Here is a 19,706-nt window from a genome sequence, read left to right on the forward strand (position 1 = left end):
ATATTGATACCGCTATTCGGCCTGGCTCGCGCCGGCTCCCAGCGATCGTGCGCCGAACCGGATTGCGGTGACGACCTGCCATCGCTCCACCGTCGGGAAGTTTTCCAAAAACTCGTCGATCGACATGTTGTCGATGAGATGGTCGATCAGAGCATCGACGGGAACACGGGTCCCCGCGAAGACGGGGGTTCCCGACAAAATATCGGAGTCGCACGAGATCGCTTGATCGATCGTCATCTCGCTCATCTCGTTTTCGGCGGACATATCAGCCCATCCGTCCGGGATTGAGGATGCCCTTGGGGTCGAACTGGTCCTTCAGGCGCTGCGACAGGGCCGCGAGCGGGCCAGGCTGGGGCTGGAACACCGGGACGGCCGCACGCTCGGCGAGGCTCGCGCGCACGAGGGTCGCGTGGCCGCCGCCGTGGCGGGCGAGCTCGGTGCGGACCGTCTCGGCTTGCGGTCCTCCATCGAGGCGCAGCCAGACGAGACCACCCTGCCAGTCGTAGAAGGCGTCGGCGGCGAGCCGCATCCGCAGCGCCATGACGAAACCCGGCGCGCGCGTCGGCGTCATCGAGATGCGCCAGACCGGTCGCTCGGTGCCGTCCGCAAAGGGCATGACATCGCGCACGTCGCGCCAGAAGGCGGCGGACGCCTCGCCCTCCAGCCGCTCGAGCGACCCGACGCGCTGGAGACCCACGCCGAGGTGCGCGGCGCGCGCCTCGACCGACGGGCCGAACCCGTCGAGCCGGATAGCGGTGGCCGCCTCCCGCCCGAGCGCGCCCTCGGCAACGCGCGCCGGAATGCCGTAGGGCAGGTGCGCGGCGCCGGACGCCTCCGCCGAGGAGCCCATCGCCGCGGCCATCGCGCCGGCCGCCGCCTCGTCGTCGAGCCCGCGCACCACCAGCGTCGTCTCGGCCGGGGGCTTCGGCATCACCTTGATCGTCAGGTCGGTAAGGACGGCGAGCGTGCCGAAGGAGCCGGTCATCCCCTTGGACAGGTCGTAGCCCGTCACGTTCTTGACGACGCGCCCGCCCGCCTTGAAGGCCTCGGCCCGGCCCGAGACGGCCGACAGGCCGAGGATGTGGTCGCGCGCCGCTCCCTGCTTCAGCCGGCGCGGACCGGACAGGTTGCAGGCGATCGCGCCGCCGAGCGTGCCGAGGCCACGCGGGCGGCCGTGCAGCGGGCCGTAGTCCATCGGCTCGAAGTCGAGGCGCTGCCCCTTCGCCTCGACCAGCGCCTCGATCTCGGTGATCGGCGTGCCCGCTCGGGCCGACAGGACGAGCTCTTCTGGCTCATAGAAATGGAGGCCGGACAGCGCCGACAGCGAGAGCGTGCGGGCCGCCTGGACCGGGCGCCCGAACCCGGCCTTGGACCCCGAGCCCTCGACGGCGAGCGGTGTCTCGTCGGCGAGCGCCGCGGCGACGATCTCGAGGACCTCCTCCGGCGAGCGGGGACGAAGCGTGTCGCCGGACGGGCGCGCATGGGATGCTGAGGACATCAGAACCGCGGCAGTTCGGGGAAGGGCAACTGCCCTTTGTGGACATGGAGCCGGCCGAGTTCGGCGCAGCGGTGCAGCACCGGGAACATCTTGCCGGGATTGAGAAGGTGCTTGGGGTCGAAGGCGCATTTCACCCGCTGCTGGTGCCGCAGGTCGTCCTCGCCGAACATCTCGGGCATCAGGTCGCGCTTCTCGATGCCGACGCCGTGCTCGCCGGTCAGAACGCCGCCGACCGCAACGCACAGGCGCAGGATGTCGGCGCCGAAGTCCTCGGCGCGCTGCAGTTCGTCGTCCTTCGAGGCGTCGTAGAGGATCAGGGGGTGGAGATTGCCGTCGCCGGCATGGAAGACGTTGGCCACCGCCAGGCGGTGCTTCTGCGACAGGGCGCGCATGCCGGCCAGCACCCGCGGCAGTTCCTTGCGCGGGATCGTGCCGTCCATGCAGAGATAGTCCGGCGAGATGCGGCCCACCGCCGGGAAGGCCGCCTTGCGTCCCGCCCAGAAGGTCATGCGCTCGGCATCCGACTGCGAGACGCGCGCGGTGGTCGCGCCGTTGCCCTGCGCGATGCCCTCGACTTCCCGCAGGAGATGGTCGACCTCGGCGCCCGGCCCGTCGAGTTCGACGATCAGGAGCGCCTCGACGTCGAGCGGGTATCCCGCATGGACGAAATCCTCCGCCGCGCGGATCGCGGGCGCGTCCATCATCTCCATGCCGCCGGGAATGATGCCGCGCGCGATGATCGCGGCGACGCAGGCCCCGGCCTGCTCCGATGTCGGGAAGCCGATCAGGACGGCGCGCGCCGTCTCCGGCTTTTGCAGGATGCGCACGGTGACCTCGGTGACGACGCCGAGCAAGCCTTCCGAGCCCGTCAGGAGGCCGAGGAGGTCGTAGCCTTCCGAATCGAGGTGCTTGCCGCCGAGGCGGATCACCTCGCCCTCGATGGTGACGAACTCGACGCCGAGAACGTTGTTGGCCGTCAGGCCGTACTTCAGGCAGTGCACGCCGCCCGAGTTCTCCGCGACATTGCCGCCGATCGAGCAGGCGATCTGCGAGGACGGGTCGGGCGCGTAGTAGAAGCCGGCGTGTTCGACCGCCTTGGTGATCCCGAGGTTCGTCACGCCCGGCTGCACCACGGCGCAGCGGTTGTCGAAGTCGACCTCGAGGATGCGGTTGAACCGCGACAGGACGAGGAGCACCCCGTCTTCCAGCGGCAGCGAGCCGCCGGACAGCGACGTGCCGGCGCCGCGCGGCACGACGGGGACCTCGGTCTCGTGGCAGTAGCGCAGCACGGCGGCCACCTGCGCCACGGTCTCGGGCAGCACCACGACGAGCGGCATCTGGCGATAGGCGGTCAAGGCGTCGGTCTCGAAGACGCGCATCTCGACGCCGGCGTCGACCACGCCCTCGCCCGGCACGATGGCGCGCATGGCGGCCACGATCGCGGCCCGCCGGGCCATGATCTCGGGCCGCGGCTTCGGCATCGCGATGGTCATCGGCGCCTCCCGTGATTATGTTGTCGATTGGTCTTGGACGCAGATTAGAGCAATTCCGAGCCTCCACGAAACCCGGACGCCGCAATTTGTGACGGGAGATACGGGAGGACCCGGCGGCCGAGGAGGACGTCATGGTGCGGATCGAGCGGGCCGGCACGGTGATCGAGGTCACGGTCGACGACATCACGGAATGCAAGCTCGACGCGATCGTCACCGCAGCCAACCCGAGCCTTCTCGGCGGCGGGGGTGTCGACGGGGCGATCCATCGCGCGGCCGGTCCCGAGCTTCTGGAGGAATGCCGCACGATCGGCGACTGTCCGCCGGGCGAGGCGCGGATCACCTTCGGCTACCATCTGGCCGCCGCTCGCGTCATCCACACGGTCGGCCCGGTCTGGCACGGCGGCACGCAGGGCGAGGACGAGGTGCTGGCGAGCGCCTACCGGGCGTCGTTCGCGCTGGCGCACGAGAACGGCCTCCGCTCGATCGCCTTCCCGGCGATCTCCACCGGCGTCCACGGCTTCCCGAAATGCCGGGCCGCCCGCATCGCGGCGCGCGAGGCGCTGGCGGCGGCCGACACCGGCCATTTCCGGCGCATCGTCCTCGTCTGCTTTTCCCCAGCGGATGCGGCGACCTACGGCCGTGCGCTTGAGGTGGCCGAAAACAAAGATAGTTGAGCCGGGAGGCGCCGGGCTTCATCGGTTTGAAACGGAGGCGACCTAGCGTCCGCGCCCATGAAGCTGACCCGCCTCTTCGCCCGTCCCGGCGAGCGCATCCTTGCGATGTCCATTTTGTGCGTGTCCCTCGTGATCGCAACGATTACGTCGGTGCGACATACGCCGATCGACTGGTCCGGCTACGCGCTGCAGGCGGCGCTCGTCCTGGCGGTAGGCTTGGTCGGAGCCGCCTATCGCTTCAGCGGGAGGGACGAGCGCCTCGCTTCCGCAGCGCTCTCGACGGCCCTGCTCCTGCAGTTCACATCGGTCCTTGCGACGTACAACTACCTTCTTCTGCCCAACTCCGGTTTCGCGCTCGATCCATGGCTGGCGCGAAGCGATGCGCTGATCGGCTATCGTTGGAGCGACTGGGTGGAGTGGAGTGCCGGCTGGCCGCACCTCGCGAGGCTTCTGGGATGGATCTACGCCTCGACCCTGGCTCAGATCGCAGTGCTTATTCTGGCACTGGCCGGACTGCGTCTCTGGACAATGCTGGACCGGATGCAGGTGACGCTCGTCTTCGCGGCGATCGCGACCGTCGTCTTCTGGGGTGCCTTCCCCTCGATCAGCATTTCCGCCTTCCAGACGATCTCAGCGGAAGCCGCCCGCATCGTAGCGCCGATGGTGGGGCCGGACGTCGGCTCCATGCTCCTTCATCTGCTCCGGCACGGGCCCGATAGGATTTCTCCTGACGAGATGACCGGCGTTATCGGCTTCCCGTCGTTCCACACCGTGCTGGCGCTCTTGTGCACGCGATTCGCCTGGCCTGTTCGTGCTCTGAGATATCCGTTCCTAGCGATCAATCTCGCGATGGTCCCCGCAATCCTGCTGCACGGCTCCCATTACGTTCTGGATCTCTTCGGCGGCCTCCTATTTTTCGTGGTGGCGAACGCGGCGGCCCGCAGAACGGTCGCCGCGCTGGATGCAACGTCCGGCGCCAACCGCGTGGAGACGGCGCTCGCCCCCAGTCTCTAGTTCTGCACGGCCTGCACCGATCCGCCTTCGACGCGCATGTTCGCGCCGTTGACGAAGGACGCGCGCTCCGAGACGAGGAGCGCGATCGCGGCGGCGACCTCCTCGGCCTCGCCGCGCCGCTTCTGGACGATGCCGGGTCGCTCCTCCTCGAGGGAGGTTCGATCGCCTCCTCGAAGAAGACGCCCTTTTCCTCCGCTCGCTTCTTCATCATCTCGTCGGTCATTGGCGTCGCGATGAAGGCGGGCGCGACCGTGTTGACGAGGACGCCGTCGGCCGCGAGTTTGTAGGATAAGCCTTTCACAAAGACGGCTAACGCCGCCTTGGCTGTATTGTATGTCGCTTCCTCCGAGCAGGGCTGCACGACGTTTTCCGACGCGACACAGACGAAGCGCCCTCAGCCGCCCCGCTTCATCACCGGCACGGCGGCCCGCGCCACGCGCACGGCCGACAGAAATCGGTCCGGCAGGCCTCCTCGTCGTCCGCGTCGGTCATCTCGAGCGGGTCGCCCTTGGCGCCGGTGTTGACCCCGACGTCGACCGTTTCGAAACGCTCGACCGCCGCTGCGACGAGCGCATCGACCTCGCCTGGCTCGTCACGTCCGCCTTCACCCCGATCGCCTCGCCGCCGAGCGTGGCGACCTCGCGTTCCAGCACGTCGGTCTTGACGTCGCTGACGACGAGCCGCACGCCCTCCTGCGTCAAGAGCCTGGCCGTCGCCCAGCCCATGCCGTCGCTGGCGCCGGTGATGATGGCGACGCGCCCGCCGATCCGAGGATCCATGTCGAGTTCCTCGAAGGGTTTCCCGCGCGCGCCCGGCGGCGCGGGTGGAAATCGCCGGGCGGCTCGCTACAACGAAGGAAGCCGGCGCGCTCGATGAAGCCACGGCGAACCGTCCGCAGCCCGTCGGGCGCCGCCCGACGCCTCGAGGAATTGCATGCCCGACTACGATTTTTCCGGCCAGCGCCTGTTCCTCGATGCACCCCTTGCCGCGGGCGAGGCGGTCGAGGCGGATGCCGGCCAGACGAACTACCTTCTGAATGTCCTGCGCCTTGACGACGGCGCGGGCGTCCTCGTCTTCAACGGACGCGACGGCGAATGGCGCGCGCGGCTGAAGCGCGAGGGCAAGAAGCGCCTGTCGCTCGTTCCCGAAAGCCAAGTCCGCGAGCAGACCCGGGCCGCCGACCTCCACTACTGCTTCGCCCCGCTGAAGAGCGCGCGCCTCGACTACATGGTCCAGAAGGCGGTGGAGATGGGCGCCGGCGTCCTGCAGCCAGTCCTGACGCAGCACTGCCAGGCGCCGCGCGTCAACGTCGAACGCATGGCGGCCAACGCCGTGGAGGCGGCCGAGCAGTGCGGCATCCTGTCCGTGCCCGAATGCCGCGAGGTGCTGCGATTCGATCGGTTCCTCGCGGAGCGGGACAGCGCACGGGCCCTGATCTTCTGCGACGAGCGCGCGGACGCTGCGAGCCCGCTCGAGACGCTCGGGGCGCTGAAAGGGCAGCCGCTCGCGCTCCTGATCGGCCCGGAAGGCGGGTTCTCGGCAGGCGAACGGGCCAGCCTCCTCGCGCTGCCGAACGTTCATCGCATCTCGCTCGGCCCCCGCATCCTGCGCGCCGATACCGCGGCGGTGGCAGCCCTTGCCGCCATCCAGGCGAGCGCGGGCGACTGGATCGCCGCGTGACGCGGCCGCACCGTTCACCGGATGCCCCTTGCCTGCCGCCCGGAAAGCGGACAGACACCGCCCCTATATGCAGGGGTCCTACGACCCCGGCGATCCCGACTTCTGCCCGGAGCCTCCGATGGCGCGCGACACCACCGACCTGACCCCGATCCGCTCCGTCGACGAACTGGTCGCCCATATCGCCGAGGGCGAGAAGCCGCCGCAGGATTTCCGGATCGGCACCGAGCACGAAAAGTTCGGCTTCTACACGGCCGACCTGTCGCCCGTGCCCTACGAGGGCGATCGCGGCATCCGTCGCCTTCTGGAGGGCATGGCCGCGCTGTCGGGCTGGGAGCCGATCCTCGACGAGGGGCGGATCATCGGGCTGGCGGGCGCCAGCGGCCAGGGCGCGATCTCGCTGGAGCCCGGCGGGCAGTTCGAGCTGTCGGGCGCCCCGCTGGAGACGCTGCACGAGACGTGCATCGAGACCGGCCGCCATCTCGCCGATGTCAGAGAGATCGCCGATCCCCTCGGCATCCGCTTCCTCGGGATCGGATCGAGCCCGCTCTGGCGGCTCGACGAGACGCCGGTCATGCCGAAATCGCGCTACGCCATCATGGCGCGCTACATGCCCAAGGTCGGCACGCGCGGCCTCGACATGATGTTCCGCACCACCACCATCCAGGTGAATCTCGACTTCGCCTCGGAAGCCGACATGCGCGCCAAGATGCAGGTCGGCATGCGCCTGCAGGCCGTCGCCTCGGCGCTGTTCGCCAACTCGCCCTTCACCGAGGGGCAGCCGAACGGGCTCCTGTCCTGGCGCTCCGACGTCTGGTCCGACGTCGACAACCAGCGCTCCGGCCTCCTGCCCTTCGTGTTCGAGGAGAGCTTCGGCTATCGCGACTATGTCGAGTGGGCGCTGGACGTTCCGATGTATTTCGTGATGCGCGAGGGGCGCTACCACGACGCGACCGACATCACCTTCCGCCAGTTCCTCGACGGCGCGCTCAAGGGCCGGGTCGCACAGCCCGAACCCAACATGGGCGACTGGGCGAACCACCTGTCGACGCTGTTCCCGGACGTGCGCCTCAAGCGCTTCATCGAGATGCGCGGCGCCGACGGCGGGCCGTGGCGCGGCATCTGCGCCCTGCCCGCCTACTGGACCGGCCTTCTCTACGACGAGGGCGCGCTCGACGCCGCGATGGAACTGACGCGCGACATCGACTTCGACGAGGCCTCGCGCCTGCGGGCGGGCGTGCCCCGCCTCGGCCTCGCGACCCCGTTCCGGGACGGCACCGTCCTCGATCTCGCGCGCGAGACGCTGGAGATCGCCCGGCAGGGTCTTGCTGCGCGCGCGCGCCTCAACGAGGACGGCCACGACGAGACGATCTTCCTCGCGCCGCTCGCCGACATCCTGGCGCGCGGCGAGACGGCGGCCGAGGAGCTTCTGCGCCTCCATCGCGGGCCCTGGGGCGGGCGGATCGATCCCCTGTTCCAGCATCTCGCCTACTGAAACGGGGCGAACGGCGGCGACATGCCGCCAACCGGCTTGGCAGCGCCGCCAGGGCGCGTCATGTTGCCCCTTCGCGCCGTGCGGCGTCTCGCACGGGGGAATACGGGGACCGGAATGACCGATTTCTTCGACTGGCTCACCGCCACCGACGCGGGCGTCCTGGCCGACCGGCTGGCGACGCAGTTCCGTCTCAGCCAGGAGGAAATGCGCCGCACGACGGACGCGCTGGTGCCGGCCTTCATGCTGGGCTTCCAGCGCTCGATGCTCGACCCCGATGCCTGGGGCAAGCTCCTGCGCGGTTTCGCACCGTCGTTGCCCTTCGGCACGGCGTCCCCCCTGCCCTCGCAGGAAGCGGGCGAAGCCTTCGTGCGCACCCTGTTCGGACCCGAGCTCGCCGGTGCGGTGGCGCGCCAGGCCTCGCTCCTCAGCGGTCAGGCGCCGGACGTGATCGAGAAGATGATGCCGGCCCTCGGGCTCCTGTCGTTCCAGTCGATGCTGCAGACCATGGCCGCCTTCGGCCGGCAGGCGCCGGGCTCCTATCCGAGCGACCCGGCGGGGCAGGCGATGGCGGAAGCCATGCGCCGGTCGGCCAACGCGCTGGAAGCCTTCAGCCGCCCCGCCGACGCGCCACGCTCGCAGCAGCAGGCGATGACCGATCTCTTCGCCGGCGCCTTGCGCGGCTGGCCCTGGATGAACGCGGCGGCCGCCCAGCTGATGGACCCAATGGCGCTGATGACGGCCTGGACCACCGGCTGGATGCGCCCGTCGGCGCCCGCCGCACCCCCGCCGCCGCGCCAGCCCGCCCCGGCGCCCGAGCGAGGGAGCACCGCGCCGTCCGGTCCCTTCGCGTTCGCCGGGATGCTGGCCAACGCGCAGTCGCTGCAGGCGGAGTACATGCGCGAGATGCTCGGGCTGTTCGATCGGTACGGCGCCGGCCCGCGCGCGCCCGGAAGCTGAACGGAGCGGCGGAGGCCCGATCCTGCAAGGCTTGGGGCGCGCCGACGCAAGTTTGCACGCGAACGCTATTGGAAGAGCGGGGCCCTGCCGCCTATAATCCCGCGCATCGTCAATCGAGGGACTCGAGGTCCCTCACGGATACCGGATGCTAGTCGCTAACCTTCTGATCGTCGTCTTCCTGATTCTTCTCAACGGCTTTTTTGCGATGTCGGAACTGGCGGTGGTCTCATCCCGCCGCGCCCGTCTCCAGCAGATGGCACAAAGCGGGAAGCGAGGGGCGGAAGGGGCGATCAAGCTGATCGACGACCCGACGAGCTTCCTGTCCACCGTCCAGATCGGCATCACGCTCGTCGGCATCTTCGCCGGCGCCTACGGTGGCTCGGTGTTCGCCGGCCCGCTGGCCGAGTTCCTGGCGCCGCTTCCGGTGATCGGCGCCTATGCGGAAGGCTTCGCCTTCGGCCTCGTGGTCGTCCTCATCACCTATTTCTCGCTGATCCTCGGCGAGTTGGTCCCCAAACGCTTCGCGCTGGCCAATCCGGAGGCGATCGCCTGCTTCGTGTCGTCGCCGATGCGTGCGCTCGCCAAGATCGGAGCGCCGATCGTCTGGTTCCTGCGCGTCTCGACCGAGACCGTGGGCAAGCTCGTCGGCGCCAACGAGAAGAACGAGAACGCCGTGACCGAGGAAGAGGTCAAGGCGATGATCGCCGAGGGCACCGAATCGGGCGTCTTCGAGGAGAAGGAGCGCGAGATGATCGAGGGGGTGCTGCGCATCGCCGATCGCAACGTGCGTTCCATCATGGTGCCGCGTCCCGACGTCGCCTGGATCTCGCTGGCCGATTCGCCGGACGCGATCCTCGACGAGATCCATTCGAGCGGCCACTCGCGCTTCCCCGTCGCCTCCGAGGACGTCGACGACCTCGTCGGCGTGGTGCAGGCCAAGGAACTCCTGGAGCAGTACCGCCAGACCGGCTCGATCGACGTGCGCACCGCCGTGCGCGAGCCGCTCTACGTCAACGAGACCATGCCGGTCCTCAAGCTTCTCGACCGGTTCCGCGCGGTCAACATCCACATGGCGATCGTGCTCGACGAGTACGGCTCGTTCGAGGGCGTGGTGACGCCGACCGACATCCTCGCCGCCATCGCGGGCTCGCTGCCCGAGGGCGCCGAGGAGGACTATTCGGCCGTGCGCCGCGACGACGGCTCCTATCTCATCGACGCCGGCATGCCGATCGACGACGTCGAGCGGACGCTCGGCTCGGCACAGCTGCCGCGCGAGCGCGACTACGAAACGCTGGCCGGCTTCATCCTCGACCAGTTCGGCCACATCCCCGAGGTCGGCGAATCGATCCAGTACGGTGCCTGGCGCTTCGAGGTGGTCGATCTCGACGGGCGGCGCGTCGACAAGATCCTCGCGGTGCAGACCGGCGAACTCGTGGGCGCGATGCGCGAGGACGCCTGACCGCGCCGGCGCAGCTTGACGCCCGGACATGAAAAAGGCCGCCGCGGTTCCTCGCGGCGGCCTTTTCTGTTGGGGCTTGCGACGCTCAGTCCCGGCGGGGGCTGACGCGGCCGCGCCGGCGGGCGGCGGCGAGCGCCAGCTTGAAGGTCGGGTCCTCGCGCCAGTCGGCGTGCAGCGCCTCGTGCACGTCGTCCCGCTTCAGACCGATGTCCTTCAGGAGGTGGTCGGGAAGCTCGGACACGCGATAGGCGGCGCGGCGATTGAGGAGCGTGCGGACGATCGCGCGGAAGGCGGGAAAGGCCAGGCCACCCTTGGTCGGGGCGAGCATGTCCATCACGGACGGGCGGGGCGTCTTCGTAGCGAGCGTCATGGCGAGGTCTCCTTTCGAGGGCCATACGGTGCGTCGGGACAAGGCGGGGCCGTTCCGCCGGACGGAGGGTCCGGCGGCGGAAACGATCGGCGCGGTGTTGACGAGGATGGAGATAGATCGGCTTGACGGATCAGGCCAACGAATGTTCCTTATGAACAGCATCATCAATCCTGATGGGTCGCCGCCATGGCCTCGCCGCTCGATCTCGACCAGCTCCGCACCTTCGTCGCCATCGTCGACACCGGAAGCTTCACCCGCGCGGCGGAGGAGGTGTTCAAGACGCAGTCCGCCGTCTCCATGCAGGTGCGCCGGCTGGAGGAGCGGCTCGGCGCCGATCTCTTCGAGCGCAACGGGCGGACCGTGAAGCTTACCGACGACGGGGCACGGCTCCTGACCTATGCGCGGCGGATGCTCTGCCTCAGCCAGGAAACCCTATCGGCCTTCGACGAGGAGACGATCGAGGGCCACGTGCGCATCGGCCTGCCGGACGACTATGCCGAGCGCTTCCTGCCGGAGATCATGGCCCGCTTCGTGCGGTCCAACCCGAGAGTGGAACTGCAGATCGCCTGCGAGACGACCTCGAGCCTGATCGAGCACGTCGAGAAGAACCATCTCGACGTCGCCCTCGTCTGCCCGACCAAGACCCATGCCTGGTCCGAGATCGTGCGCACCGAACCGCTGCACTTCGTCACCTCGGCCGCCCATTCGGTGCACGAGGAGCCCGTGCTGCCGCTGGCGATCGGCCGGCCGGACTGCGGCTGGCGCCAGCAGGGCATCGAGGCGCTGCGGCGCGTCGGGCGCGAGCACCGCATCCTCTTCACCTCGTGGTCGGCGCAGATCGTCACCTCCGCCGTGCTCGCCGGGCTGGCGGTCAGCGTGCTGCCGGAATGCGCGCTGCGGCCGGGCATGCGCGTCCTCACCGAGGCCGAAGGCTTCCCGCGGCTCACCGACGCCCAGATCGCCCTCATGCGTGGGCGCAACAGCCAGTCCTCGGCGGTCGCGGCGCTCGTCCAGCACATCCGCGAGAGCCTGCAGAACCTGCCGGTAACGCCGCGCGAGACCATCGCGTCGCGCCTGCCGGAAACGCGGATGATCCGCTCGCAGCGCCTGCGTCCGGGCGTGGGGCTTGCCGGATGGTGAAGCGTGCACGCGCGGCGATCGCGCCGGTCGAGGACGTCGTGGAAGCCAAGGCCGGCAGCAACGTCGCGGAATATTCCGTCTCGGAGATTTCCGGCGCGCTGAAGCGAACGGTCGAGGACACGTACGGGCACGTGCGGGTGCGCGGCGAGGTGTCGGGCTATCGCGGGCCGCATTCGTCGGGCCACGCCTATTTCGCCCTCAAGGACGACCGCTCGCGGCTCGAGGCCGTGGTCTGGCGCACGACCTTCTCCAAGCTTGCCTTCAAGCCCGAGGAAGGGCTCGAGGTCGTCGTCACCGGCAAGCTGACGACATTCCCGGGCTCGTCGAAATACCAGATCGTGGTGGAGGCGATGCAGCCGGCCGGGGCCGGCGCGCTGATGGCGCTCCTCAACGAGCGCCGGCTGAAGCTGGAGGCCGAGGGGTTGTTCGCGGCGGACCGGAAACGCCCGCTGCCCTTCATGCCGCGCGTCATCGGCGTCGTGACCTCGCCGACCGGCGCGGTGATCCGCGACATCCGGCATCGCATCGCCGACCGCTTCCCGCTCCACGTCCTCGTCTGGCCGGTGCGCGTGCAGGGCGAGACCTGCGGCGAGGAGGTCGCGGCCGCAATCGACGGGTTCAACGCCATCGAGCCGGGCGGCCCGGTTCCGCGGCCGGACGTCCTCATCGTGGCGCGCGGCGGCGGCAGCCTCGAGGATCTCTGGGGCTTCAACGACGAGGGCGTGGTGCGCGCTGCCGCCCGCTCCGCCATCCCGTTGATCTCGGCGGTCGGGCACGAGACGGACTGGACGCTGATCGACCATGCGGCCGACCGCCGGGCGCCGACGCCGACCGGGGCCGCCGAGATGGCCGTGCCGGTGCGCGCCGACCTCGTGGCGACGCTCGCCGCAATGGACGCGCGCGCCTCGGCCGCGGTCTCGCGCACCCTGCAGGCCGAGCGCCGCGCCGTTGCCCACCTCGCCCGCGCCCTGCCCTCGCCCGACCTCCTCCTGTCGCTGCCGCGCCGCCGGCTGGACGAGGCCGAGACCGGGCTTGGACGCGCGCTGCGCTTCTACACCGCCGAGCGCCGGCGGATGCTCGGCGACGCGGCGGCCGAACTCTCGCCCACCCGCCTCGAAGCGGCGATCCGCGACCGCCGCGCCGACCTGCGCCACGCCGAGGCCGGCATCTTCCACGCCCTCACCCGTGCGCTCACGCGGCGCCGCCACCAGCTGGAACGACTGGAAGGATCGCTCCGCCCGCATGTCGTCGCCGCGCGCTCCGACCAGGCGCGCCTGCGTCTCGCGCAGGCTGGCGAGCGCATGGACCGGGCGTTCGGCGATCTCGTCTCGCGCCGCAAGGTGGCGCTCTCGGGAGCCTGGCGCGTCGCCGCCAGCCTCGACCCCCGGCAGGTGCTGGAGCGGGGATACGCCATCGTGCGCGGGGCCGACAACACGCCGATCACGAGAGCCGAGGACCTGAAGCCCGGCACCGCGTTCGAGGTGGAGTTCGCCCACGGCCACCGCCGCGCGGCCGTCGCGACCGAGGGGGACGGCGAGGCACCGCGCCCTGCCAGGCCGGGACGGCGCAAGTCCGTGCTTGCGACGGCGACGGACCAGGGCGACCTGTTCTGATCGCCCGCTATGCGGTCAGTGCATCGATGTTGTGCCGTTCAGCGATCTTGAATTGAAAAGTTGATTCCCATACGCGTGATAGTTGACGGCTGAACACCCGATCGATCAAATCAGTCCCGAAACGATTCTCGTTTGTCCGGAGCCTGCGTTGTCCGCCCAGCTGCCTCCCCAACATCAGCCGAGCGGTCGGGGTTCGAGGCGGATGCTGACCGGGGAAATCATCTGGGAGTTCGGGCAGAACACCATGTCGGTCAGTCCGGAGCTCGCCGAGCGGCTGGGTTTCGAGCGCACCAGTGCTCATGCGGTCGAGATCACGAGCTTTCGCGATCGCGTCGTCCGCGAGGACCTTGTCGTCCTCTACGAGCGCATGTCGCGCAGCTTCCTGCGCTCGGAACCGATGGTCAACGTCTACGGGCTCCATCTCGCCGACGGGACGGTCCGCCGGGTGCGCAGCCTCAGCCAGTGGAAGATGAGCGACGCCGGCCAGCCGACGCTCTACACGGCCTCCATCGCGGAGGTGCAGAGCCGGCTCCACAGCGGGATCGAGGACGAGTTCATCGAACGCATGATCGACCTGCGCTTCCTCGCCGAGCGGGCCGAGGACGACCGCTACCGGCAGATCGTCGACCGGATGCTGCGCGAGATCTGGACGCACCGCCGCCCGACTTGAGGCCGGGCGGCGGTGCGGCGATCAGGCGGCCTTCTTCAGGGTCGCCATGTCGATCACGAAGCGGTACTTCACGTCGCTCTTCAGCATCCGCGCATAGGCCGCCTCGATATCCTTGATGTCGATCATCTCGATGTCCGAGGTGATGTTGTGCTCGGCGCAGAAGTCGAGCATCTCCTGCGTCTCCGCGATGCCGCCGATCAAGGATCCCGCGAACGAGCGGCGCTTCCAGATCACCGAGAAGGCGGCGACCGAGAGCGGCTTCTCCGGGGCGCCGACCTGGCACATCGTGCCGTCGCGCTTCAGGAGGTTGAGGTAGGCGTTGACGTCGTGGTCGGCGGCGACGCAATCGAGGATGAAGTCGAAGGAGGTCGCGTGCGCCTCCATCTGCTTCGGATCGGTCGAGACGATCACCTCGTCGGCGCCCAGACGCTTGGCGTCGTCGGCCTTCTTCGGCGAGGTCGTGAACAGGACGACATGCGCGCCCATCGCATGGGCGAGCTTCACGCCCATATGGCCAAGACCGCCGAGACCCACGATGCCGACCTTCTGGCCCGGCTGGACGTTCCAGCGGCGCAGCGGCGAATAGGTCGTGATCCCCGCGCACAGGAGCGGCGCGACGGCGGCGAGCTCGAGGTTCTCCGGGATGCGCAGCGTGAAGCCCTCGTCCACCACGATGGCGTCGGAATAGCCGCCCATCGTGACCTTGCCGGTTTCCTTCTCGATGCCGTTGTAGGTGCCGACGAAGCCGTTGTCGCAATACTGCTCGAGGCCGTCGGCGCAGTTCGGGCAGTTCTGGCACGAGCCGACCATGCAGCCGACGCCGGCGAGGTCGCCGACCTTGAACTTGGTGACGGCGGAGCCGACCTCCGACACGCGGCCGACGATCTCGTGGCCGGGCAGGCAGGGGTAGATCGTGTTCTGCCACTCGTTGCGGGCCTGGTGCAGGTCGGAATGGCAGACGCCGCAGAACAGGATGTCGATCTTGACGTCCCGCTCGCCGACGTCGCGGCGCTCGAACGTCGTGCGCGACAGCGGCTTGTCGGCGGAGTCCGTGGCAAAGCCTTCGCAGCGGAACATGGGCAATTCTCCGTTGATGGGTATGGGCGCGCAAATAGGTCCGACCGGTCGCGCGCAAAGGGTCATGGCGCGATGGCGCCGACAGGGGCGTGACAGCCGTGCGGGGCGACAGTTTGCAGCAGGCGCAGGCGGAACCCGTTGGCCGCCCAAACTTTAGACGGGCTCGAAGATTCCATTTCGGTCCTGCGGAGCCCATGCCCCCATCATCTTCAGCCGACCGCCCGGCGCTGGTCTTCCTCCACGCCCTCGGCTCGAGCCGCCACGCCATCGACGGCGTCGCCGCGCGTCTTGCCGACCGTTTCGACGTCATCGGCATCGACCTGCCGGGTTTCGGCGAAACCCCGCTCAGCCGAGGCACCAGCGTCGAGGACATGGTCCGCCACGTGGCGGGCGAGGTGTCCGGACGCCTGCCCTCCCGCTGGCTGCTGGCCGGCCACTCGATGGGCGGAAAGATCGCCACCGTGCTCGCCGCGCGCACGCTCGCCGGCGAGGAGCCGCTGTTCGGCCTCTCCGGCATCGTTCTCCTGGCGGGCTCGCCGCCGTCACCTGAGCCGATGGACGAGGCGCGGCGCGAGGACATGCTGGCTTGGGTCCGCGGCGGAGAGACGCTCGGCGACGAGGCCATCCGCCAGTTCATCGACGCCAATGTCGGCGCGCCGCTGGCCGCCGAGGACGACGCACGGATGGAACAGGACCTTCGCCGCACGACGGGGGAAGCCTGGGCCGCCTGGCTCGAGCGCGGCAGCCGCGAGGACTGGTCAGAGATGGTCGGGACCCTGCCGCTGCCCGCCCTGATCCTCGCCGGCGGCGCGGACGGCGACCTCGGGCCCGACGGGCAGCGCGAGACCAACGCGCGCGTCTATCCGCAGGCGGTGATGGAGGTGCTCGACGGCGCCGGACACCTCCTGCCGCTGGAGCGCACGGGAGAGGTGGCGGACGCCATCATCCGCTTCTGGGACGAGCGCGCGGGGCTCGGGCCGACGGTTCCCCGGGAAATGACGCAGCTTATCGCCTCGCCGCGCGTCAGCGCGCGCACCCGGGGCATCTTGGCCCGCCGGCTGCTTCCGGCCGACGCCGCGCCACGGTTCCTGAGCGACGCGCAGCGCCGGACGTTGCGGGCGCTCGCCACGCGCGTCGTGCCGCAGGACGGCCCGCCGATCGACCTTGCGACCCTCGTCGAGGGGCAGATCGTGGAGGGCAAGGGCGATGGCTGGCGCCCCGCCGTTCTGCCGAACGACAGGGAGGCCTACACCCGCGCGCTCGATGCGCTGGAGGGGCTCGACGCCCTGCCGGAAGCGGAACAGGACGCGCGTATCACTGACGTCGCCGAGGGGCGCTTCGCACCGCCGGCCGGGGGTTTGAGCGCCGATCAGATGTCGGCGTGGTTCGAGGACGCGCGGGTCGATCTCGTGCGCCACTGGCTCGCCCATCCCGCCACGATGGCGCGGATCGGCTTCGATGGATTTGCCAACGGCGGCGACGGCGCGCGCAAGCAGGGCTTCGAGCGCCTCGGCGCCGGCGAGCGCGAAGGCTGGGAACCGGTTTTGGAGACGGCCCGATGAAGCTTGACAACATGCGCACCCACGGCGTCAACGACACGGTCGATGTCGTGGTCGTCGGCACGGGTGCGGGCGGCGCGCCGCTCCTCGCCATGCTGGCCGCCAAGGGCCTCAGCGTCGTGGCGCTGGAGGCCGGCCGCAATTTCGAGCCCGGCGAGCATACGCCGGACGAGATGGAAGGCTCCGACATCAACTGGATGGAGGAGCGCCTGTCGGGCGGCGACACGCCGACCGCCTTCGGCCCCAACAATTCAGGCATGGGCGTCGGCGGCTCGACGCTGCACTGGGGCGCCTTCACACCCCGCCCGAGCGAAGCCGACCTGACGCTGCGGTCGGGCAGCGGCGAGGGCCTCGACTGGCCGATCGTCCATGCCGAGGTGATCCGCTACATCGAACGGGTCGAGCGCTTCATCGGCGTGTCCGGCCCGGCGGACTACCCGTGGGACCCGGCGCGCCGCTATCCCCTGCCGCCGGCCAAGCGCAACGCCTCGGCCGACATGATGGCGCGCGGCTGCGAGGCGCTCGGCATCCGCGCCACCGACGCGCCCGCCGCCCTCGTCTCGCGCGACTGGGCCCAGGAGGCGGCGCCGCTCCGGCAGGCCTGCGTCAACTGCGGCTCGTGCCACCAGGGATGCCGCAACGGCTCCAAGGCGAGCATGGACACGACCTACCTGCCTCTCGCCGTCTCGATGGGCGCCGAGATCCGGCCGGAGGCGCGCGTCCACACGATCGAGCGCGATGCCGCGGGCCGTGTCACGGCTGTCGTCTACCGCCGCAACGGGCGCGACGAGCGCCAGCGCTGCCGGCACTTGATCCTGGCCGCCGGCGGCGTCGAGACGCCGCGCCTTCTCCTCCACACGGGGATCGCCAACGGCAGCGGCCAGGTCGGGCGCAACTTCATGGCGCACGGCGCGACGCAGGTCTGGGGTCGTTTCGATACCGAGATGCGCGGCTGGCGCGGCTATCCATCCTCGCTCCTGACCGAGGACACGATCCGGCCCGAGGACGCGGATTTTGCCGGCGGCTACCTCATCCAGAGCCTCGGCGTCATGCCGCTGACGATCGCGACGACGATGACGCGCGGCGCCGGCCTCTGGGGCAAAAAGCTCGTCGAGGCGATGGACCAGTACCGCTTCATGGCGGGCGTCGGGATCAACACCGAGTGCCTACCCTACGACGACAACCGCCTGGAGCTCTCGGACGAGGTCGACGACTTCGGCGTGCCCAAGGCGAAGGTCACCTTCAGTCTCAAGGACAACGAGCAGCGGATCGACCGGCACGCCGTGCGCACGATGAAGGCCATCGTGGAGGCGGCCGGCGGACGCGACATCCGCGTCCTGCCGCGCACGGCCCACACGATCGGGACCTGCCGGATGGGCACCGACCCGTCCGCGTCGGTGGTCGATCCGGACGGTCGCAGTCACGAGATCGAGAATCTCTGGATCTGCGACAACTCGATCTTCCCGAGCGCGGTGATCGCCAATCCGGCCCTCACCATCATGGCCCTGTCGCTGCGGACCGCCGAGCGGTTCCTCGCACGAGCCTGATCAGGCGGTCGCCGCGATCACCTCGGCAAGCGTTGCCGCCATCTCGTCGATCTGCCCTGCCTCCACGATGAGCGGCGGGGACAGGGCGATGATGTCGCCGGTCACGCGGATCAGGAGACCGCGTGCCAAGCACTCTGTGAAGACGTCGTAGGCGCGCGTGCCCGGCGCGCCGTCGCGGGGCTGGAGCTCGATGCCGGCGACGAGGCCGATCGTGCGCACGTCGACGACATGCGGCGCATCGGCCAAGGCGTGCATCGCGTTGGCGAAGTGATCGGCGAGTTCCCCCGCCCGGGTCAGGAGGCCTTCGCTCTCGTAGATGTCGAGGGTCGCAAGGCCTGCGGCGCAGGCGGCCGGATGCCCGGAATAGGTGTAGCCGTGGAAGAGCTCGATCGCGCCCTCCGGCCCGTGCATCAGGGCGTCGTGGACATGGCGCCCGGCAAACACGGCGCCCATCGGGATGACGCCGTTGGTGAGGCCCTTGGCGGTCGTCACGAGGTCGGGCACGACGCCGAAGTGGTCGGTCGCAAAGGGCGAGCCGAGACGGCCGAAGCCGGTGATCACCTCGTCGAAGATCAGAAGGATGCCGTGGCGCGTGGCAATCTCGCGCAGGCGCTGGAGGTAGCCCTCCGGCGGCAGGAGGACGCCGGTGGAGCCGGCCACCGGCTCGACGATCACCGCGGCGATCGTCTCCGCGCCGTGCAACGCGACGAGGCGCTCCAGATCGTCGGCAAGCTCGGCGCCGTGCTTCGGCAGGCCGTCCGTCGTGAAGGCGTTGCGGGCGATGTCGTGCGTGTGGCGGAGGTGATCGGTGCCCGGCAGGGTCGGAAAGACGCGGCGGTTGTTGACGAGACCGCCGACCGAGATGCCGCCGAAGCCGACGCCGTGATAGCCGCGCTCACGCCCGATGAGCCGCGTGCGCGTGCCCTGCCCGATCGCGCGCTGGTAGGCGACCGCGATCTTCAGGGCGGTGTCGACGGACTCCGAGCCGGAGCCGGTGAAGAACACGCGGTCGAGCTTCTGGCCCTCCGGTCCCGGCGCGATGGCCGCGAGGCGTTCGGCGAACTCGAAGGCGATCGGGTGACCCATCTGGAAGGACGGCGCGTAGTCGAGCGTCATCAGCTGGCGCTCCACCGCACTCGCGATCTCGCGGCGCCCGTGCCCGGCATTGACGCACCAGAGGCCGGCCGTGCCGTCGAGGACGCTTCGCCCGTCCATGTCGGCGTAGTACATGCCGCTCGCGCTCGCGAGGAGCCGCGGCGCCTGCTTGAACTGCCGGTTGGCCGTGAACGGCATCCAGTAGCTGTCGAGGGCGGGCATGTTCGGGCGGGCGTGATGGTTCATGGGATCGGCTCCTGACGATGCCGAAGGGAAACCCGGATCGCTCGCCGCAACAAGTCCTTTTCTGGCGGTCGCCAAGACCTTGATCGCGTTGACCCGGCCCGCCGGCATGTTCGATATGTCGA

The 19,706-nt window shown here is 69.6% G+C and carries 19 protein-coding genes and 1 pseudogene; 11 read left to right on the forward strand and 9 right to left on the reverse strand.

What is annotated here, in order from left to right:
* Positions 1-12: 12 nt before the first annotated feature.
* Genes ASF65_RS14870 through ASF65_RS14880 form a run of 3 tightly spaced genes read right to left on the reverse strand, consistent with a single transcriptional unit; the run spans position 13 to position 2,991 of the window.
* On the reverse strand, positions 13-264 hold the full coding sequence (locus tag ASF65_RS14870; RefSeq protein WP_200940060.1) for a DUF433 domain-containing protein: 252 nt from the start codon (positions 262-264) through the stop codon (positions 13-15).
* 1 nt (position 265) lies between these two features.
* Positions 266-1,498, reverse strand: a complete 1,233-nt coding sequence (gene glcE, locus ASF65_RS14875) for a glycolate oxidase subunit GlcE (RefSeq protein WP_055890617.1) — start codon at positions 1,496-1,498, stop codon at positions 266-268.
* Positions 1,498-2,991 (reverse strand): FAD-linked oxidase C-terminal domain-containing protein, encoded by a 1,494-nt coding sequence (locus ASF65_RS14880; RefSeq protein WP_055890619.1) that lies wholly within the window; start codon positions 2,989-2,991, stop codon positions 1,498-1,500. Before ASF65_RS14880 ends, glcE begins: the two co-directional genes overlap by 1 nt.
* 131 nt (positions 2,992-3,122) lie before the next feature.
* Between ASF65_RS14880 and ASF65_RS14885 the strand changes: the two genes are divergently transcribed.
* Both ASF65_RS14885 and ASF65_RS14890 read left to right on the forward strand, forming a co-directional pair.
* Positions 3,123-3,665 (forward strand): macro domain-containing protein, encoded by a 543-nt coding sequence (locus tag ASF65_RS14885; protein WP_055890621.1) that lies wholly within the window; start codon positions 3,123-3,125, stop codon positions 3,663-3,665.
* A gap of 57 nt (positions 3,666-3,722) precedes the next feature.
* Entirely contained in the window at positions 3,723-4,679 is a 957-nt protein-coding gene (locus ASF65_RS14890; RefSeq protein WP_055890624.1) for a phosphatase PAP2 family protein, read from the forward strand.
* Here ASF65_RS14890 and ASF65_RS22345 read toward each other — a convergent pair.
* The 3 genes and pseudogenes from ASF65_RS22345 to ASF65_RS22140 form a co-directional block, all read right to left on the reverse strand.
* The gene (locus ASF65_RS22345) at positions 4,676-4,969 is read right to left on the reverse strand and encodes an SDR family oxidoreductase (protein ID WP_348271180.1); all 294 of its coding nucleotides are present in this window, start codon (positions 4,967-4,969) and stop codon (positions 4,676-4,678) included. The genes ASF65_RS14890 and ASF65_RS22345 overlap by 4 nt on opposite strands.
* Positions 4,936-5,040 (reverse strand): annotated as a pseudogene (locus tag ASF65_RS22295) (ketoacyl reductase); the annotation flags it as partial. The pseudogene ASF65_RS22295 and the gene ASF65_RS22345, both read right to left, overlap by 34 nt.
* 127 nt (positions 5,041-5,167) lie before the next feature.
* Positions 5,168-5,458, reverse strand: a complete 291-nt coding sequence (locus tag ASF65_RS22140) for an SDR family NAD(P)-dependent oxidoreductase (RefSeq protein WP_156369328.1) — start codon at positions 5,456-5,458, stop codon at positions 5,168-5,170.
* Between the two features lie 154 nt (positions 5,459-5,612).
* Between ASF65_RS22140 and ASF65_RS14900 the strand changes: the two genes are divergently transcribed.
* From ASF65_RS14900 to ASF65_RS14915, 4 genes are all read left to right on the forward strand, one after another.
* The gene (locus tag ASF65_RS14900; protein WP_055890627.1) at positions 5,613-6,359 is read left to right on the forward strand and encodes a 16S rRNA (uracil(1498)-N(3))-methyltransferase; all 747 of its coding nucleotides are present in this window, start codon (positions 5,613-5,615) and stop codon (positions 6,357-6,359) included.
* Positions 6,360-6,477: 118 nt separating this feature from the next.
* The gene (locus tag ASF65_RS14905) at positions 6,478-7,851 is read left to right on the forward strand and encodes a glutamate--cysteine ligase (RefSeq protein WP_055890791.1); all 1,374 of its coding nucleotides are present in this window, start codon (positions 6,478-6,480) and stop codon (positions 7,849-7,851) included.
* A 114-nt stretch (positions 7,852-7,965) separates the two neighbouring features.
* Complete coding sequence (locus ASF65_RS14910) at positions 7,966-8,808, forward strand: hypothetical protein (protein ID WP_055890629.1); 843 nt, start codon at positions 7,966-7,968, stop codon at positions 8,806-8,808.
* Positions 8,809-8,953: 145 nt separating this feature from the next.
* Entirely contained in the window at positions 8,954-10,267 is a 1,314-nt protein-coding gene (locus ASF65_RS14915; RefSeq protein ID WP_055890631.1) for a hemolysin family protein, read from the forward strand.
* An 85-nt stretch (positions 10,268-10,352) separates the two neighbouring features.
* Here ASF65_RS14915 and ASF65_RS14920 read toward each other — a convergent pair whose 3' ends face one another.
* Complete coding sequence (locus tag ASF65_RS14920) at positions 10,353-10,637, reverse strand: DUF1127 domain-containing protein (RefSeq protein ID WP_055890633.1); 285 nt, start codon at positions 10,635-10,637, stop codon at positions 10,353-10,355.
* A 186-nt stretch (positions 10,638-10,823) separates the two neighbouring features.
* Between ASF65_RS14920 and ASF65_RS14925 the strand changes: the two genes are divergently transcribed.
* From ASF65_RS14925 to ASF65_RS14935, 3 genes are all read left to right on the forward strand, one after another.
* Complete coding sequence (locus tag ASF65_RS14925; RefSeq protein ID WP_055890635.1) at positions 10,824-11,777, forward strand: LysR substrate-binding domain-containing protein; 954 nt, start codon at positions 10,824-10,826, stop codon at positions 11,775-11,777.
* On the forward strand, positions 11,771-13,390 hold the full coding sequence (gene xseA / locus ASF65_RS14930; RefSeq protein WP_055890637.1) for an exodeoxyribonuclease VII large subunit: 1,620 nt from the start codon (positions 11,771-11,773) through the stop codon (positions 13,388-13,390). The genes ASF65_RS14925 and xseA overlap by 7 nt, the downstream gene beginning before the upstream one ends.
* A gap of 202 nt (positions 13,391-13,592) precedes the next feature.
* Positions 13,593-14,060: a hypothetical protein gene (locus tag ASF65_RS14935; protein ID WP_055890639.1), complete on the forward strand. Its 468-nt coding sequence runs from the start codon at positions 13,593-13,595 to the stop codon at positions 14,058-14,060.
* A gap of 21 nt (positions 14,061-14,081) precedes the next feature.
* Here ASF65_RS14935 and ASF65_RS14940 read toward each other — a convergent pair whose 3' ends face one another.
* Complete coding sequence (locus ASF65_RS14940) at positions 14,082-15,137, reverse strand: NAD(P)-dependent alcohol dehydrogenase (RefSeq protein ID WP_055890641.1); 1,056 nt, start codon at positions 15,135-15,137, stop codon at positions 14,082-14,084.
* A gap of 194 nt (positions 15,138-15,331) precedes the next feature.
* On the opposite strand from ASF65_RS14940, the gene ASF65_RS14945 reads away from it, so the two are divergent.
* Together ASF65_RS14945 and ASF65_RS14950 are read left to right on the forward strand one after the other, a co-directional pair.
* Positions 15,332-16,699 (forward strand): alpha/beta hydrolase, encoded by a 1,368-nt coding sequence (locus tag ASF65_RS14945; protein ID WP_055890643.1) that lies wholly within the window; start codon positions 15,332-15,334, stop codon positions 16,697-16,699.
* A complete protein-coding gene (locus ASF65_RS14950) occupies positions 16,696-18,243 on the forward strand; it encodes a GMC family oxidoreductase (RefSeq protein WP_055890646.1) in 1,548 nt (515 codons plus the stop codon). Before ASF65_RS14945 ends, ASF65_RS14950 begins: the two co-directional genes overlap by 4 nt.
* Here the strand turns inward: ASF65_RS14950 and ASF65_RS14955 are convergent, their stop codons facing one another.
* The gene (locus tag ASF65_RS14955; RefSeq protein ID WP_055890648.1) at positions 18,244-19,584 is read right to left on the reverse strand and encodes an aspartate aminotransferase family protein; all 1,341 of its coding nucleotides are present in this window, start codon (positions 19,582-19,584) and stop codon (positions 18,244-18,246) included.
* Positions 19,585-19,706 lie beyond the last annotated feature (122 nt).

Source organism: Aureimonas sp. Leaf324, assembly GCF_001423245.1.
In the GTDB taxonomy this organism is placed as follows: domain Bacteria; phylum Pseudomonadota; class Alphaproteobacteria; order Rhizobiales; family Rhizobiaceae; genus Aureimonas.